This window comes from Pseudomonas sp. W22_MBD1_FP4 (genome assembly GCF_052113765.1).
Lineage (GTDB): Bacteria > Pseudomonadota > Gammaproteobacteria > Pseudomonadales > Pseudomonadaceae > Aquipseudomonas > Aquipseudomonas sivasensis.
Genome location: NZ_JBGQOI010000003.1, coordinates 238,667 through 254,967 on the forward strand (window position 1 = coordinate 238,667; position 16,301 = coordinate 254,967).

Below are 16,301 nucleotides of genomic sequence, written 5' to 3' on the forward strand. Positions count from 1 at the left end.
CATGTCTGCTGCCAAACCTATCGATATCAAGAAAAGTGTCGTCGATACGATCCTTGCCGGACTGATTTCGCTGATCGTGTTCGGTCCGATCGTCGGCGTGGTCCTCGACGGCTACAGCTTCAACCTGGAACCTGCGCGCGTGGCCATCCTGGTCGCCATCGTGATGGCCGGGCGCTTTGCCCTCAGCCTGTTCCTGCAAACCCCCAAGGGCGTGAAGATTCTGCAGGGCTTCGAGAGCAGTGGCTCCGGCGTGCATGTACTGCCACCGGACTACAAGTCGCGGCTGCGCTGGATCATTCCGGCACTGATCGTGATCGCCATCGTGTTCCCGATCTTCGCCAACAAGTACCTGCTGACCGTGGTGATCCTCGGGCTGATCTACGTGTTGCTCGGCCTCGGCCTGAACATCGTGGTCGGCCTGGCCGGCTTGCTCGACCTGGGTTACGTGGCGTTCTACGCCATCGGTGCCTACGGCCTGGCATTGGGTTATCAGTACCTCGGCCTGGGCTTCTGGAGCGTGCTGCCCCTGGCCGCCATCGCGGCGGCACTGGCGGGGTGCATACTCGGGTTTCCGGTATTGCGAATGCACGGGGACTACCTGGCCATCGTGACCCTGGGCTTCGGTGAAATCATCCGCCTGGTGCTCAACAACTGGTTGTCGTTCACCGGTGGCCCGAACGGTATGCCGGTGCCTTCGCCGACCTTCCTCGGCCTGGAGTTCGGGCGCAAGGCGAAGGAGGGTGGGATTCCGTTCCACGAATTCTTCGGCCTCGATTACAACCCCAACATCAAGTTCATGTTCATCTACATCGTGCTGTTCCTGGTGGTGCTGGCCGTGCTGTACATCAAGCACCGTCTGACCCGCATGCCGGTTGGCCGCGCCTGGGAAGCCTTGCGTGAAGATGAGATCGCTTGCCGTTCCATGGGCCTGAACCACGTGCTGGTCAAGCTTTCGGCATTCACCATCGGCGCATCTACTGCGGGTTTGGCCGGGGTGTTCTTTGCCAGCTACCAGGGCTTCGTCAACCCGTCGTCGTTCACCTTCTTCGAGTCGGCGCTGATCCTGGCCATCGTGGTCTTGGGCGGCATGGGCTCGACGGTCGGGGTGGTCATCGCGGCCTTCGTGTTGACCGTGGCGCCTGAATTGCTACGCAGCTTCAGCGAATATCGCGTGCTGCTGTTTGGTGTGTTGATGGTGGTGATGATGATCTGGCGACCGCGCGGTTTGATCCGCATCAGCCGTACCGGTGTGACCCCACGTAAAGGAGTGGCGCCATGAGCAAGGAAGTCGTCCTCTCCGTGGAACACCTGATGATGCACTTCGGTGGCATCAAGGCCTTGAGCGATGTGAGCCTCAAGGTCGAACGCAACTCGATCTTCGCCCTGATCGGCCCTAACGGCGCCGGCAAAACCACGGTATTCAACTGCCTCACCGGTTTTTACAAAGCCAGCGGCGGCAAGATCGAACTGAACATTCGTGGCAAACAGACCAACGTGATCCAACTGCTGGGCGAGCGCTTCAAGGCCGTCGACTTTGTGTCGCCGAAAAGCTTCCTCAGCCGCGTGTACTACAAAATGTTCGGCGGCACCCACCTGGTCAACCGTGCCGGTTTGGCGCGGACCTTCCAGAACATTCGTCTGTTCAAGGAAATGTCGGTGTTGGAAAACCTGCTAGTGGCCCAGCACATGTGGGTCAACCGCAACATGCTCGCAGGCATCCTTAACACCAAGGGCTACCGCAAGGCCGAAAGCGATGCGCTCGACCACGCGTTCTACTGGCTCGAAGTGGTGGACCTGGTGGACTGCGCCAACCGCCTGGCCGGTGAGCTTTCCTATGGCCAACAGCGCCGCCTGGAAATCGCCCGCGCCATGTGCACCCGGCCGCAGATCATCTGCCTCGACGAACCGGCAGCGGGCCTGAACCCCCAGGAAACCGAAGCCCTCAGCGCGATGATTCGCCTGCTGCGCGACGAACACGACCTTACGGTGGTGCTGATCGAACACGACATGGGCATGGTGATGAGTATTTCCGACCACATCGTGGTGCTGGACCACGGCAACGTGATCGCCGAGGGCGGGCCGGAAGCGATCCGCAACGACCCTAAAGTGATTGCCGCCTACCTGGGCGCAGACGAAGAGGAGCTGGTATGAGTGCACCTATCCTCGAAATGAAGGACTTGGACGTGTTCTACGGTCCGATCCAGGCCCTGAAGAAAGTCTCGCTGCACATCAACGAAGGCGAAACCGTCAGCCTGATCGGCTCCAACGGCGCGGGTAAGTCCACGCTGCTGATGTCGATCTTCGGCCAGCCACGGGCTGAGTCGGGGCAGATCATCTACAACGGTGTCGACATTACCCACAAGTCGTCCCACTACATCGCCTCCAACGGCATCGCGCAGTCGCCGGAAGGGCGGCGGGTGTTCCCCGACATGACTGTCGAGGAAAACCTGCTGATGGGCACTATCCCCATTGGCGACAAATACGCTCAGGAAGACATGCAGCGCATGTTCGAGCTGTTCCCCCGCCTCAAGGAACGGCGCAACCAGCGCGCCATGACCATGTCCGGTGGTGAGCAGCAAATGCTTGCCATCGCACGCGCGCTGATGAGCCGGCCCAAGCTGTTGCTGTTGGATGAGCCGAGCCTGGGGTTGGCGCCGATTGTGGTGAAGCAGATCTTTTCCACCCTGCGCGAGCTGGCAGCCACCGGGATGACCATCTTCCTGGTGGAGCAGAACGCTAACCACGCACTGCGCTTGTCGGACCGGGCGTATGTGATGGTCAACGGTGAGATTCGCCTCACAGGCACCGGCAAGGAGCTGCTGGTGAACGAGGAAGTGCGCAACGCCTACCTCGGCGGGCACTGATCTAAAGCCTGACGCAAACCCCCTGTGGGAGCGGGCTTGCTCGCGAATGCGGTGTATCAGTCAGTAGACTGGAACTGACCCACCGCTTTCGCGAGCAAGCCCGCTCCCACATTTGTTTTACGGTGTTCATAAGGCCGATCCCAAATTGTGGAAAACAAATCCAGCCCCCCTCCAAAGCGCGACATATAGCCGCCGCAAATACCTGTTTTGTCACGCTTTTGACTTGTCCCCATCCACTGTGGAACCGGCTGTGGGTAACGTGGGAGTACCTGCCTGAACGCCTTTAAAACCGTGGCTTACAGCGTGGTGGTTGTTTTTTGATCAGCGGCTTTTTGGCGACCGGCCAAGGGGTTTGTCAACCTGTTTAAAGACACAGGTATATGACCGAAATATGACTCTTCAGCCTGTGGATAAGTCTGTGATTAAACTCTGGAAAGACCTCCGCAGAGGCCGGAATGACTGGCCTGGAGCCATCGTCCGGATTTCCACTCTGTCGATGGGCCTACATACGACCTCGCCAAGGTCAAGCAAAAAACTTTCTAAAATCGGCTGCAGGCCTTGTACACAGAGGCTTTCGGTATTTTGTACTTGCCCCCAAAGACTGTGGGCGCAGCTGTGGATAACCTGCGCGTATATGGCTGCAGGCCACGTTTCATATGGCTTTGCTTGACGTGATCAAAAAGTGATCAGCGTTGCATGAAGAGCTGTGCTTAGCGGTTGCCGCGACGGCGGTGTAAGGGCATTCTGCTGGCTGTTTTTTTCCCGATGCCCGCAAGGAGAACACCATGTCCGACACGCTGTTTATTACTGGCGCAACTTCAGGTTTTGGCGAAGCCTGCGCCCGTCGTTTTGCTGAAGCCGGTTGGAAACTGGTGCTCACTGGCCGCCGCGCCGAGCGTTTGAATGCCTTGGTTGAAGAGCTTTCCAAGCAGACCGAAGTGCACGGCCTGGTCGTCGACGTGCGTGACCGCAAGGGCATGGAAGACGCCATCGCCAGTCTGCCGCCGTCGTTCGCCAAACTGCGTGGCCTGATCAACAACGCGGGCCTGGCCGTGGGCACTGATCCTGCGCCCAAGTGCAGCCTCGACGATTGGGAGACCATGGTCGATACCAACATCAAGGGCCTGCTGACCACCACCAACCTGCTGCTGCCGCGCTTGATCGCCCACGGCCGTGGCGCCGGCATCATCAACCTCGGCTCCATCGCCGGTAACTACCCGTACCCTGGCAGCCACGTGTACGGCGGCTCCAAGGCGTTTGTGAAGCAGTTCTCCCTGAACTTGCGTTGCGATCTGCAAGGCACCGGCGTGCGCGTGACGAACATCGAGCCAGGCCTGTGTGAGAGTGAATTCTCGCTGGTGCGCTTTGGCGGTGATCAGGCGCGTTATGACGCGACCTATGCAGGCGCTGAGCCGATCCAGCCGCAGGACATTGCCGACACCATCTTCTGGGTGATGAACACGCCGGCGCACGTCAACATCAACCGCCTGGAGCTGATGCCGGTGAGCCAGACCTGGGCCGGGTTTGCGATTGAGCGGGGCGGTAAGTAAGGCTTTAAACCGCGTCGCTGCCATCGGGAGCAAGCCCCTCTCACACTTGACTGTGTTCACAAGTCGGAACGTGGGAACCCAATCCCATGTGGGAGGGGGTTTGCTCTCGATGGCGTCAAATCGGCCAAAACAGGCCATAAGGTACACTCCACTCCTGAAAACCCCACCGCATCGTGCGGTTCAAAGGTTTTGACGGGAGGAAATGTGAGTAACCGAGGTGAGCAGGCACTGCTCAAACAATCGACGATTCTGATGTTCGCGGTAGCGATCGCCGGCATTGTCACGGGTGTGATATCCGGCGCCCAATCTATTCTGTTCGACGGCTTTTTCTCGCTGATCGCCACCGCCATCAAGGTGTTGATGCTGATCACGGCCAAGTTGATCGCCAAGAAAAGCAACGCGCGCTTCCAGTTCGGCTACTGGCACCTTGAGCCGTTGGTGCTGCTGATCGAAGGCAGCTTTCTGCTGTTGATCGCCATCTATGCATTCCTCAACGGTGTGTTCGGCATGATCAATGGCGGGCGCGAGATCGAGTTGGGCCTGGTGATCATCTACGCGGCGGTGTTCACCGTCGTTGAGTTCGCCTACTTCTTCTATGTGCGCTATCGCAATCGCGCGCTCAAATCGTCGTTGATCCAGTTCGATAACATCAGTTGGCTGGTGGACGCGATGCTGTCGGTGGGCTTGCTGATCAGCTTTCTGGCCGCGCTGTTGCTCAAGTCCCAGGGCTATGGCGAGTGGGCGGTGTATGTCGACCCCTTGATCCTGATCCTGCTGGCCCTGAGCATGCTGGCGCCGGCCTTCAAGATCCTGCGCCCAGCGTTACGCGAGGTGCTGGGGATTGCCCCCGACCATTTGGACGACAAGGTTCGCGAAGTCATGGATGCGGTCCGCGCCAGGCATGGTTTCGACGACTACGTGTCCTACGTGCAAAAGCACGGGCGGGCGCGGTTTATCGAGATTCACGTGGTGCTGCCGGCGGATTACCCGGTGGATAACGTCGCCACCCTGGATGGGTTGCGCGAAGAGATATCCACAGGGCTCGGCACGCCGGATGCGGCGCGCTGGTTAACGATCAGTTTTACGGGCGACCGTAAATGGATTGCGTGAGGCCCTGATAGCAGGTCGCCAGATGATAAGGCGTGGTCGACGGCATATCCCGTCGGCTCACCGCGCCGTTGGCATCCAGGCATTCATGCCAGCCTTTCTCATGCAGGAAATGCTGTTGCAGCGCCAGCAATTGGCGTTGCAGCACCGCTTCGCTGTCGGGCCGCAAGGTCAGTGCCCGCAGATATTCGGCCTGGGCCCAGATACGCTGGGTAGCGTCACGCACGCTGCCATCGAGGGCAAGCATGCCGCTGACCGCGCCGCTTAACGGATCCACACCCTTTTGCTCGGCGTAGGTAAACGCCCGGGTCAGTGAGGCATGCAACGGCGTGCCGCGTAAGGCGGGCGACGACTCCAGCAAAAAGAACCACTCGAATTGATGCCCTGGCTCAAACCAGTTATCCACAGCACCCAGCGGTTTTTCCATCATCACGCCATGCTGGCGGTCGATGAAGCGCTGCTGCATGGCCGTCGCCAAGCCCAGCAGGGCCGCTTGTACGTCGGCGTCTTCACGCACGGCGAGGGTGGCGAGGAAGCCCTCGGCCAGGTGCATCAAGGGATTTTGCAGGGGGCCGGACTTGAGGGAAGACCAGTTACGCTCAAGTACCGCTTCATACAGGCCATCGCCCGTGGCGAAACGCTCGGCGACCACTTCAAGGGCGGCATTGAGCACCGATTCCACCAGCGGCTCGCGCACTTTGGCCCAGTAATGGGCGCAGGCGAAGATGATGAAGGCGTGGGTGTAGAGGTCTTTGCGCTTGTCCAGCGGCTGACCGGACGGGTCGATGCTGTAGAACCAGCCGCCGTGTTCGGCGTCGTGGAAGTGCCGTTGCAGGGAACGGAACAACGCGGCGGCACGTTCTTCGGCAAAGGCAGCACCGGGCTCGCCGATCAGGCTGGCGAACAGGTACAGCTGTCGAGCACAGGCCATGGCGCGGTAGCGTTGCGGCGGCAAAGGCCGATGATCGGCATCCAGCGCCTCATAGGGCAACGCCAACTCGGCATTCCAGCCCGGGCCCTGCCAGAGCGGCACGATCAAGGTATGGAAGTGGGTGAGCACAGAATTCAACGTGGGCTGGGAAGCGATGGGCATTGGCTGGCGTCGTCACGGCAGGGGTGTAGGCGCGCATGGTAGCAGGCTTGCGTTCTGTGGTGTCTGTGCCAGCGCTATCGGGGACAAGCCCCCTCCCACCTTTGAAGGTGTTCACGCATCAAAATGTGGAGGGGGCCGATGAGGCCCTCAATAGCCCCGCAACTCAGCCCGCGAGCAACCAAACCCCGGTCGCCGCTGAAGCAGCACCGGCAACCCGCACCAACGGGGCCGCCGCCGCAGGCAGAAACCGCACCACGGCATAGCCGGCAGCGTGCAACGCAGCAGTTGCCCCGACAAAACCGGCCGCATACGTCCAAGGGCTGGACATGTCCGGCAGCTCCAGGCCATGCGCCACCCCGTGGAACAGCGCAAACAACGCCGTAGCGCCCACAGCCATGAACAGTGGTGGACGCACCGCCAGCGCCACTGCCAGGCCCAGCGCCAGCACCGACGCGGCAATCCCGCTTTCCAGCGCGGGTAATGCCAGCCCTTCAAAACCCAGCACGCCGCCGATCAACATGGTGCCGACGAAGGTGCACGGCAGGGCCCAACGGGCGGCGCCTTTTTGCTGGGCTGCCCACAGGCCGACTGCAACCATGGCCAGCAGGTGATCAAGGCCGCCCAGTGGGTGGCTGATACCGGCCATCAGGCCATTGTCGCCGTGGCCGGGGTGAGCGAAAGCCAAAGCTGGGGCGAGCAGCAGAGCGGCGGCGGCGAAGAGTTTGTTGAGGCTCATAAACAGGTTCCTTATGGGTTGATCAGGCGGCAGTGGTCAGCAGGCCCTGGCGCTCGATAAAAGCGACGATCTCGTCCAGGCCGACGCCGGTTTTCTGGTTGCTGAACACAAAGGGTTTGCCGTTGCGCATGCGCTGGGTGTCGCTGTTCATCAGCTCCAGCGAGGCGCCGACCAAGGGCGCCAGGTCGATCTTGTTGATCACCAGCAGGTCTGACTTGCAGATACCTGGGCCGCCTTTGCGCGGCAGTTTGTCGCCAGCGGAGACATCGATCACGTAGATGGTCAGGTCTGACAACTCCGGGCTGAACGTGGCCGACAGGTTATCGCCGCCGGACTCCACCAGGATCAGGTCCAGGCCGGGGAAGCGACGGTTGAGTTGGTCCACCGCTTCCAGGTTGATCGAGGCGTCTTCTCGGATGGCCGTATGCGGGCAGCCGCCGGTTTCCACGCCGATGATGCGTTCGGGCGCCAGGGCCTCGTTACGTACCAGGAAGTCGGCGTCCTCGCGGGTGTAGATGTCGTTGGTGACCACTGCCAGGTTGTAGCGGTCGCGCAGCGCGAGGCACAGGGCAAGGGTCAGGGCGGTTTTGCCGGAGCCGACCGGGCCGCCGATGCCGACGCGCAGGGGTTGTGTGTTCATTTGCTTCTCCAAAATAAAGAGCTCCTAGGAACGGAACAGGCGGCTGTACTGGCGCTCGTGGGCCATGCACGCCAGTGACAGGCCGAACGCAGCGCTGCCGAAATGGTGGGGGTCGACGCGGCCAGCGTCCTGCTGGGCTTGTTGCAGCAGCGGCAGCAGTTCACTGGTCAGGCGCTGGGCGGCTTGTTGGCCCAAGGGCAGGGTTTTCATCAGCACCGCCAATTGGTTTTCCAACCAGCTCCACAGCCAGGCGGCGAGGGCGTCGTCGGGGTTGATGGTCCAGGCGCGTGCGGCCAGGGCCCAGCCCAGAGCCAGATGAGGTTCGCTGCGTTGCTCAAGAAAGGTGCGGGCCTGGCTGTCCAGTTCCGGCAGACCGTTGAGCAGTTGTTGCAGGGAGTAGCCCATCTGGCGGCTCTCTTGATACAGCTCGCGGGTCTCGCGGCTGGCTTGGTGCTCTTCGCACAGTTGCGAGAGTGTCGGCCAATCCTCTGCGGCAGCGGCGCGGCAATGGGCGAGCAGCAACGGTGCTTCGAAACGTGCCAGGTTCAGCAGCAACTGGTCGCTGATCCAACGGCGGGCGCTGGCCGCATCCTTCACGCGGCCGTTCTCCACGGCCATTTCCAGCCCTTGGGAATAGCTGTAGCCGCCAATCGGCAATTGCGGACTGGCCAGACGCAGCAACGCCCAGGCTGGGTTCATAAACGCACGCCGAACTGGTGCAGCTTGGGCGGGTAGTTGAAATCTTCATCGCCATGGCGCGAATGATGATGGCCGCCGCCATAGGCGCCGTGCTCCGGCTGGAATGGCGCTTCGAGGGTCTGCGTGGTGGCGCCCAGCTGTTCAAGCATGGCCTTGAGCACGTAGTCGTCGAGCAGGCGCAGCCAGCCATCCCCAACCTGCAACGCCACATGGCGGTTGCCGAGGTGATAGGCCGCGCGTGTCAGTTCAAAGGCATTGGCGCAGGTGACGTGCAGCAGTTGTTCAGGCCGTGCGCATACACGTACGACACGTCCGTCTTCAGCCTGTAGGCATTCGCCATCGTGCAACGGCGGCTGGCCGCGCTCCAGGAACAGGCCAACGTCTTCGCCGTCAGTACTGAAACAGCGCAGGCGGCTCTTGCTGCGCGCTTCGAAAGTGAGCAGCAACTCAGCGGCCCAGAGGGCTTGGGGGGCGATTCGGCGGTGGATCACCAGCATCAGGAGGCTTCCAGCTATGAGCGATGAAACAGCTAGAGCAAGTGGCTTGCCAATCACGGGTTGATGTAGGAAATCTCTGTCGGTACGCGGGGGAGTGCTACCGAATAGGGCGTTAGTGCTTGCTGGGAGTGTTTCAAATTGGTGCGTTGCTTCGTTTATAGCGCCAAAGAGGGGCGTTTTGGCGTCGAGGGCGATGCGGAGTGTATGAAGTTCCTTTCGTCCTTTTCGTTTCTGGGTGTTTTCGAATTAGTCCTACGAGAATTGAGGATTTGGAGTTCGTCGGCTTACGCGCAGGATCTTTAGGATTCGCCGCGTGCTAAACATTCACGACGGGTTCCATCATGTTTCGATCAATTTTGTGTTTATTCGTGTTCAGTCTTTATCTGGTTACGCCCTCATCCTCGGCCAATGTCCAAAAGCGTGCGGTGGCTCCGATCGCGGCCAGCACTCCCCTGCAAGCCCTACAGGCCTTGCCGTCCAAACCGTCCATCAACGATGTGATCGACCGCGCCCATGAGTTGCTGGGCACACCCTATAAGTGGGGAGGGAGCACGGTAGAGCAGGGGTTCGACTGCAGTAGCTTTCTGGTTTATCTGTTCAAGACCCAGGCCAATATCCGTATACCCCGCACCACGGCGGCAATGCACCGTTCAGATGCGATGACGATCAAGCGTCATGCGCTGAAACCTGGGGATGCCGTGTTTTTCAAAGGTAATGGGCGCGGTCAGGTCAGCCATGTCGGCCTCTATATAGGCGAGGGCAAATTCATTCACTCACCCCGAACCGGTAAGACGGTGCGTATCGATTCACTGAGCAATCGCTATTGGAGCAAAAACTACACCACCGCCAAGCGTTTCCATTCGGCCGGGTGACCGGTTTACTCGGTACTGCCCAGGCCCTGCCAGTGCTTGAGGCCGATGAAGATAAAGCGAAGTTGCTGGGTGATTTTCGCCTGGGGCGTGAGGTGAGCCGGCAACGCATGAGCCGGCGGGTCGATGATATCGGGCAGGGTGGCAAACACGCTTTTGACGATAAGGTCCGCCATCACGTGCAGGCCATCGGGGTCCAGGTGCTGCAACTTGGGCATCTGCGTCAGGTCGGCCGCAAGGTCGCGGGTGATGTCTTCGCGCAGGGCGCTGATGGCTTGGCGCACGGCCAGGCAGCCACCGTATTGCTCGCGGGCCAGGAACAAGAATTGCGAACGGTTGGCTGAGACCACATCGAGAAAGATCCGCACCGAGGCGTCGATAATGCCGCCCATCACGAATTCGTTGTGGCGCACCAGGCGGATGGTAGCGCGAAAGGTCTGGCCAACCTCACTCACCAAGACAAGTCCAAGCTGGTCCATATCGGCAAAATGGCGATAGAAACCAGTGGGAACGATGCCGGCCGTCTTGGCTACTTCACGCAGGCTCAGGCTGCCAAACCCACGGCCACACTCCATCAGATGGCGGGCAGCGTCCATCAAGGCAAGGCGGGTCTGTTGCTTCTGTTCGGCGCGGGGCAGCATGGGCGGGGGGCTTTGTCGGCAAGTACAGCGACGCACTCTAGCAAAACAGCTCTGTTGGCGTCGAACTTGGCTGGGGCGCGTTGCGTGACAGGTTCTACAAAAAGTCAAAAAGCCCGGTCGGGTGATCGGGCTTTTTTCTGGGCTACCACAGGGTTAGCTCTGTGCTTGGTTTTGTTCTTTCAGGCGATCAGAACCGTCTTCGGCAACACCTTCAGTGTAAGCGCGCTTGCTGATTTGATCGGCACCGTCTTCAACCAGACCTTTCTCTTGCAGGCGATCGCGACCGTTTTCGGTCAGGCCTTCGGCGTGAGCGCGTTTGCTGATCTGATCCGAACCGTTTTCTGCAACAGCGCCTTTGGCGTAGTCACGGCTATCTTCTTCTTGCGAACCGCTGCGGGCCAGGGTTTGGCTGGCGTGCACGGCGTCGGCTTTGACTTGTGGGGTCACTTGTTCGGCGGCTGGCAGGGCAAAGGCGCTGGAAGCCATGATGGACAACAGGACGGTAGCGAGTACTTGGCGTTTCATGATGGTTGCTCCTTGGGAGGGCGATAAAGTGGGTACAGGGCTAATGCTACTCTCGATATGTCGATATAAAAGTTCATAAACACAATGGTAATAATCAACAGAATTGATTGTTCCTCGTAGAGGCTCTAGACCGGACCTCTCAAGCACGCGGTTTTGCACCGTGGTGGGTATTTTCGACACGAACCTGGGTAACAATGGTGCGCCGTTGATGATTGGATTTGTCTGATCGATCAGGAAAATGGCTTTTTGCGACTAAATTGACCACTGGGTTAAACCCCCGGACGGTTTGCCAGTCGTACTCTTATGAGCTGTAGTTCAGCTATTCGTGTTAAGGAGTCCTGTGCAATGACGCGCACTCGTAAAATCGTCGCTTGGAGCTGCGCCAGCTTCGTTCTGTTAATCGCCGTTGCAGTCCTGGTCCTGGTGTTTTTTGACTGGAATCGCATCAAACCGCCCCTCAATGCCAAAGTCTCCGAAGAACTGCATCGCCCGTTTGCCATCAACGGCAACCTCGCCGTGGTGTGGCAGCGAGAGCCCGATGAAGGCGGCTGGCGTGCCTGGGTACCGTGGCCCCACGTGATTGCCGAAGACTTGACCCTGGGTAACCCGGACTGGTCGAAAAAACCGCAGATGGTTTCGTTGAAGAAAGTCGAGCTGCGTATTTCGCCCCTGGCTCTGCTGGCACAGCGTGTGGTTATCCCGCGTATCGATCTCACCGAACCGAGTGCAGAGTTACAGCGCCTGGCCGATGGTCGCGCCAACTGGACCTTCACGTTCGACCCTAAAGACCCCAATGCCGAACCCTCCAACTGGGTGGTGGACATCGGTGCCATCGGCTTTGACAAAGGCCACGTGACGCTGGATGACCAGACCCTCAAGACCCAGCTCGACGTGATCATTGACCCCTTGGGCAAACCGATTCCCTTCGGTGAAATCGTCGGCGATGCCGATGCCAAGAAGGCTCTGGAGAAAGGCTCGGCGCCCCAGGACTATGCGTTCGCCCTCAAGGTCAAAGGCCAGTATCACGGCCAGAAGCTCGACGGCACCGGCAAGATCGGCGGCCTGCTGGCCCTGCAGGATGCGGCCAAGCCGTTCCCGCTACAGGCCCAGGTCAAGATCGCTGACACCAACATCGCCCTGGCTGGCACCCTGACCGACCCGCTCAACCTCGGCGCTCTTGACCTGCGCCTGAAGCTTTCCGGCAGCAGCCTGGGCAACCTGTATCCACTGACCGGCGTCACGCTGCCGGACTCGCCGGCCTACGCCACCGACGGCCACTTGATCGCCAAGCTGCACGATTCCAGCGGCGCATCCTTCCGCTACGACAACTTCAACGGCAAGATCGGCAACAGCGACATTCACGGCAACCTCGCCTACGTCGCCAGCCAGCCACGGCCCAAGCTCAGCGGCGCGCTGGTGTCCAACCAGTTGCTGATGACTGACCTCGCACCCTTGATCGGCGCCGACTCCAACGCCAAGCAAAAGGCCCGTGGCGGCGAAAGCAAACAGCCGGCGACCAAAGTGCTGCCGGTGGAAGAGTTCCGCACCGAACGCTGGCGCGACATGGATGCCGATGTGGAATTCACCGGTAAACGTATCGTGCACAGTGCCGAATTACCCTTTACCGATCTTTATACCCATCTGGTGCTCAACGACGGCGAGCTGAGCCTGGAACCACTGCGTTTCGGCGTCGCTGGTGGCAAGCTCGATGCGCAGATTCGCCTGAATGGCCGCATTACACCGATGGAAGGTCGCGCCAAATTGACCGCGCGAAATTTCAAGCTCAAGCAACTGTTCCCGAGCTTCGAGCCGATGAAAACCAGCTTCGGTGAACTCAACGGCGATGCCGATATTGCCGGGCGAGGTAACTCCGTGGCGGCGCTGCTGGGCAGCTCCAATGGTGACCTGAAGATGCTGATCAACGACGGTGCCATCAGCCGTGGCCTGATGGAAATCGCCGGGCTCAACGTGGGCAACTACGTAGTGGGCCGCTTGTTCGGCGATAAGGAAGTGAAGATCAACTGTGCCGCCGCGGACTTCGGCATCAAGACCGGCTTGGCGACTACGCGGCTGTTTGTGTTCGATACCGAGAACGCCATCATCTACATCGATGGCACCGCGAACATGGCCACTGAGCAGTTGGACCTGACCGTCACCCCGGAATCCAAAGGCTTCCGTCTCTTCTCCCTGCGCTCGCCGCTGTATGTGAATGGGCCGTTTATCAAGCCGAATGCCGGGGTCAAGGCCATTCCATTAGCCCTGCGCGGCGCGGGCATGGTGGCGCTGGGCGTGATCGCCGGTCCTGCTGCCGGCTTGCTTGCGTTGGTCGCCCCAAGTGGTGGCGAGCCCAATGAGTGCGCGCCGCTGCTGCAGCAGATGAAAGAAGGCAAGGCGCCGAAGACCGTTAAAGGCTAACCAAATGTGGGAGGGGGCTTGCCCCCGATAACGGTATGTCAGTCAGTACCTCTGAGACTGAATCACCGCTATCGGGAGCAAGCCCCCTCCCACATGGGATTTACGCTATTTAAAGACTTTCGAGGATGTCGGCCATATCGTCCGCATGCTCTTCTTCCTGAGCGAGGATCTCCTCAAACAGGCGGCGAGTGGTCGGGTCTTTGTCGCCGATGTACTGGATGATCTCGCGGTAGCTGTCCACCGCGATGCGCTCGGCGACCAGGTCTTCGTAGACCATTTCCTTCAAGCTGTTACCGGCCACGTACTGCGCGTGGGAGTTCTTCGACAACAGATCGGGGTTGAACTCCGGCTCGCCGCCCAGCTGCACGATGCGCTCAGCCAGTTTGTCGGCATGTTCGGCTTCCTGGGTGGCGTGCTCCAGAAATTCCTCTGCAGCGACGGCTGCTTTAACGCCGCTGGCCATGAAGTAGTGGCGCTTGTAGCGCAGCACGCACACCAGTTCGGTGGCCAGCGACGCGTTGAGCAGGCGGATAATTTCTTCGCGGTCGGCGTCGTAGCCTTCGGTCACGGCACCGTTTTCGACGTTCTGGCGGGCGCGGCTGCGCAGGGTCGCAACGTCGGTCAAGTTTGCTTCAGTCATCTCAATCTCCTGGGGCTAATCCGGGTTACGCCACGCTCTGTCGGCGTGATCGCTCCAAGTTGTGAGTGCCGGGCAGCGCAAAAAGTTTTATCGGATTTACCTCGCGCGTCACGAGCCCGACTTGCAACTGGGCTAGGCTGCATTGCATCAAACGCGCTGCGAGGATATTCGCTTCATGTCACAGTCGTTGGCCACACGCTATCCCCTGGTATTGGTGCCCGGCATGCTCGGATTTGTGCGCATCGGGTTTTTCCCCTACTGGTATGGCATCGTCCCGGCTTTGCGGGCTGGTGGGGCTCAGGTATTCCCGATACAGGTGGCACCGCTGGACTCCAGCGAGGTGCGTGGCGAGCAACTGCTGGTGCAGATCGAGCGCATACGCCGCGAGACTGGGGCGGAAAAGGTCAACTTGATCGGCCATAGCCAAGGCTCACTGACTGCGCGCTATGCAGCAGCCCTGCGCCCGGATTGGGTGGCGTCGGTGACTTCGGTGGCGGGGCCGAACCACGGTTCTGAGCTGGCGGACCATATCCACATCCATTACCCCATCGACGGCGCCAAGGGCCGGATCATGAGCGCGCTGTTTCACCTGGTCGCCTGGGTGATGGGTGTGCTGGAAACCGGTTATCGCGGGCCGCGCTTCAAGGCGGATCTGCAGGCGTCTCACCATTCCCTCACCAGTGAAGGTGTGGCTTTGTTCAATCGCCGGTATCCCCAAGGCTTACCCGAGACATGGGGCGGGCAGGGTGCGGAGGTGGTCAACGGCGTGCGCTATTACTCGTGGTCCGGCACGTTGCAGCCGGGCATCACGGATCGGGGCCGTAATTTGTTTGATGGTACCCACCGCAGTTGCCGCTTGTTCGCCCGCAGCTTTGTGCGGGAAAAGGGCCAGTGTGATGGCATGGTCGGGCGCTACAGCTCACACCTGGGCACGGTGATTGGCGATGATTTTGCCTTGGACCATTTTGATATCGTCAATCAGTCCATGGGGATGGTGGGCAAGGGCGCCGAGCCGATCCGATTGTTTGTGGAGCATGCCCGGCGCTTGAAAGCGGCGGGTGTTTAAGCCAGGCGGCGCACCGGTGTGGTCCAGCGCTCCGACAAGATCACCCCGCCCAAGGTCAGCAAACCACCCACCAGGTGATACAACGCCAACTCCTCCTTCAATACCACCGCCGCAATCAACGCGGTAATCAACGGCAGCAGGTTGAAAAACAGCGTGGTACGGCTTGGTCCCAAGGTCTTCACCGAGTGCATCCACGCCAACGGCGCGAGCATCGACGCCAGTAAACACGCGTACAGCACCAGTGGGATATTTGCCCAGCCCAGGCCGGTTTTGGCCGAGAACAGGAACAGCGGAAACAACACCACCACCGCCACCAGTATCTGCAAATACAGCAACACCAACGGCGGCAGGCGCAGCTGCCATTTTTTCAGCAAGGTGCTGTAGACCGCGTAGGCCAGTGTGGCGACCAGCATCATGGCGTCGCCCAGGTTGACCCCGTGTTGCAACAGCGCGCCCAGGCTGCCGGACGACACCACCACGACCACACCGGCAAACGACAGCACAGCCCCGGTGAGTGCGCCGAAGGTCAGGCGTTGGCCGAGGCTGATGATCGCTGCTGTCAGGGCCATCAACGGCATCAGCGACAGGATGATGCCCATGTTGGTGGCGGTGGTCAGGGAGGCGGCGTAATACGCCAGGCTTTGGTACACGGCCATGCCCAGCACGCCGAGGATGACGATCTTGCCCAGATTCGGGCGGATCTGCGCCCAGTGAGCGATCACCGGCTTGAGCATGAACGGCGTGAACAGTAGCGCCGCCAGCAGCCAGCGGTAAAAACCGATCTCCGACGGGAAAATCGAGCCCACGGCCAGTTTGTTGACCACGGTGTTGCCGGCCCAGATAAAAATGGCCAGCAGGGGATACGCGTACTGCATCGAAAGAAACCAAGTGTGTTGATGAAGCGGGATTATCCCCTGTCTGGATCGAAGCTTATACTGCGATCCAGACAACTCACCTTT

17 protein-coding genes are annotated in these 16,301 nt (G+C 60.0%); 8 read left to right on the forward strand and 9 right to left on the reverse strand.

The window, feature by feature from the left end:
- Nucleotide 1 precedes the first annotated feature (1 nt).
- The 5 genes from livM to ACEN2T_RS06205 all read left to right on the forward strand — a co-directional run bounded on the left by livM (nt 2) and on the right by ACEN2T_RS06205 (nt 5,524).
- Complete coding sequence (livM, locus tag ACEN2T_RS06185; protein WP_032890532.1) at nt 2–1,279, forward strand: high-affinity branched-chain amino acid ABC transporter permease LivM; 1,278 nt, start codon at nt 2–4, stop codon at nt 1,277–1,279.
- Nucleotides 1,276–2,151, forward strand: coding sequence for an ABC transporter ATP-binding protein (locus ACEN2T_RS06190; protein WP_027607703.1), 876 nt, complete (start codon nt 1,276–1,278; stop codon nt 2,149–2,151). Before livM ends, ACEN2T_RS06190 begins: the two co-directional genes overlap by 4 nt.
- On the forward strand, nt 2,148–2,864 hold the full coding sequence (locus ACEN2T_RS06195) for an ABC transporter ATP-binding protein (protein WP_032890534.1): 717 nt from the start codon (nt 2,148–2,150) through the stop codon (nt 2,862–2,864). Before ACEN2T_RS06190 ends, ACEN2T_RS06195 begins: the two co-directional genes overlap by 4 nt.
- Before the next feature lie 785 nt (nt 2,865–3,649).
- Nucleotides 3,650–4,414, forward strand: coding sequence for an SDR family oxidoreductase (locus ACEN2T_RS06200; RefSeq protein ID WP_032890536.1), 765 nt, complete (start codon nt 3,650–3,652; stop codon nt 4,412–4,414).
- Nucleotides 4,415–4,618: 204 nt separating this feature from the next.
- A complete protein-coding gene (locus tag ACEN2T_RS06205) occupies nt 4,619–5,524 on the forward strand; it encodes a cation diffusion facilitator family transporter (RefSeq protein ID WP_032890538.1) in 906 nt (301 codons plus the stop codon).
- Here ACEN2T_RS06205 and ACEN2T_RS06210 read toward each other — a convergent pair.
- From ACEN2T_RS06210 to ureE, 5 genes are all read right to left on the reverse strand, one after another.
- Complete coding sequence (locus tag ACEN2T_RS06210) at nt 5,496–6,614, reverse strand: AGE family epimerase/isomerase (RefSeq protein ID WP_442116460.1); 1,119 nt, start codon at nt 6,612–6,614, stop codon at nt 5,496–5,498. The two genes, ACEN2T_RS06205 and ACEN2T_RS06210, sit on opposite strands and share 29 nt — an antisense overlap.
- Before the next feature lie 163 nt (nt 6,615–6,777).
- A complete protein-coding gene (locus tag ACEN2T_RS06215) occupies nt 6,778–7,350 on the reverse strand; it encodes a HupE/UreJ family protein (protein WP_095186053.1) in 573 nt (190 codons plus the stop codon).
- 22 nt (nt 7,351–7,372) lie between these two features.
- On the reverse strand, nt 7,373–7,990 hold the full coding sequence (ureG, locus tag ACEN2T_RS06220; RefSeq protein ID WP_032890544.1) for an urease accessory protein UreG: 618 nt from the start codon (nt 7,988–7,990) through the stop codon (nt 7,373–7,375).
- Nucleotides 7,991–8,014: 24 nt separating this feature from the next.
- Nucleotides 8,015–8,689 (reverse strand): urease accessory protein UreF, encoded by a 675-nt coding sequence (locus tag ACEN2T_RS06225; protein WP_099602069.1) that lies wholly within the window; start codon nt 8,687–8,689, stop codon nt 8,015–8,017.
- Nucleotides 8,686–9,186 carry an urease accessory protein UreE gene (gene ureE, locus ACEN2T_RS06230; protein ID WP_032890547.1) on the reverse strand — a complete coding sequence of 167 codons (501 nt, stop codon included), beginning with the start codon at nt 9,184–9,186 and terminating at the stop codon, nt 8,686–8,688. Before ureE ends, ACEN2T_RS06225 begins: the two co-directional genes overlap by 4 nt.
- Before the next feature lie 341 nt (nt 9,187–9,527).
- Here ureE and ACEN2T_RS06235 point away from each other — a divergent pair, with 341 nt between their 5' ends.
- Complete coding sequence (locus tag ACEN2T_RS06235) at nt 9,528–10,058, forward strand: C40 family peptidase (RefSeq protein WP_032890549.1); 531 nt, start codon at nt 9,528–9,530, stop codon at nt 10,056–10,058.
- A 5-nt stretch (nt 10,059–10,063) separates the two neighbouring features.
- On the opposite strand, the gene ACEN2T_RS06240 is transcribed toward ACEN2T_RS06235, so the two are convergent.
- Together ACEN2T_RS06240 and ACEN2T_RS06245 are read right to left on the reverse strand one after the other, a co-directional pair.
- Entirely contained in the window at nt 10,064–10,696 is a 633-nt protein-coding gene (locus tag ACEN2T_RS06240) for a TetR family transcriptional regulator (protein WP_032890551.1), read from the reverse strand.
- A gap of 153 nt (nt 10,697–10,849) precedes the next feature.
- Nucleotides 10,850–11,221, reverse strand: a complete 372-nt coding sequence (locus ACEN2T_RS06245; RefSeq protein WP_032890553.1) for a hypothetical protein — start codon at nt 11,219–11,221, stop codon at nt 10,850–10,852.
- A 345-nt stretch (nt 11,222–11,566) separates the two neighbouring features.
- Here ACEN2T_RS06245 and ACEN2T_RS06250 point away from each other — a divergent pair, with 345 nt between their 5' ends.
- On the forward strand, nt 11,567–13,636 hold the full coding sequence (locus tag ACEN2T_RS06250) for an AsmA family protein (protein ID WP_442116461.1): 2,070 nt from the start codon (nt 11,567–11,569) through the stop codon (nt 13,634–13,636).
- Between the two features lie 109 nt (nt 13,637–13,745).
- Here ACEN2T_RS06250 and ACEN2T_RS06255 read toward each other — a convergent pair whose 3' ends face one another.
- A complete protein-coding gene (locus tag ACEN2T_RS06255; protein WP_032890557.1) occupies nt 13,746–14,276 on the reverse strand; it encodes a ferritin-like domain-containing protein in 531 nt (176 codons plus the stop codon).
- A 175-nt stretch (nt 14,277–14,451) separates the two neighbouring features.
- Between ACEN2T_RS06255 and ACEN2T_RS06260 the strand changes: the two genes are divergently transcribed.
- Nucleotides 14,452–15,342, forward strand: a complete 891-nt coding sequence (locus ACEN2T_RS06260; RefSeq protein ID WP_442116462.1) for an esterase/lipase family protein — start codon at nt 14,452–14,454, stop codon at nt 15,340–15,342.
- On the opposite strand, the gene ACEN2T_RS06265 is transcribed toward ACEN2T_RS06260, so the two are convergent.
- Complete coding sequence (locus ACEN2T_RS06265) at nt 15,339–16,217, reverse strand: DMT family transporter (protein WP_095186048.1); 879 nt, start codon at nt 16,215–16,217, stop codon at nt 15,339–15,341. The two genes, ACEN2T_RS06260 and ACEN2T_RS06265, sit on opposite strands and share 4 nt — an antisense overlap.
- Nucleotides 16,218–16,301 lie beyond the last annotated feature (84 nt).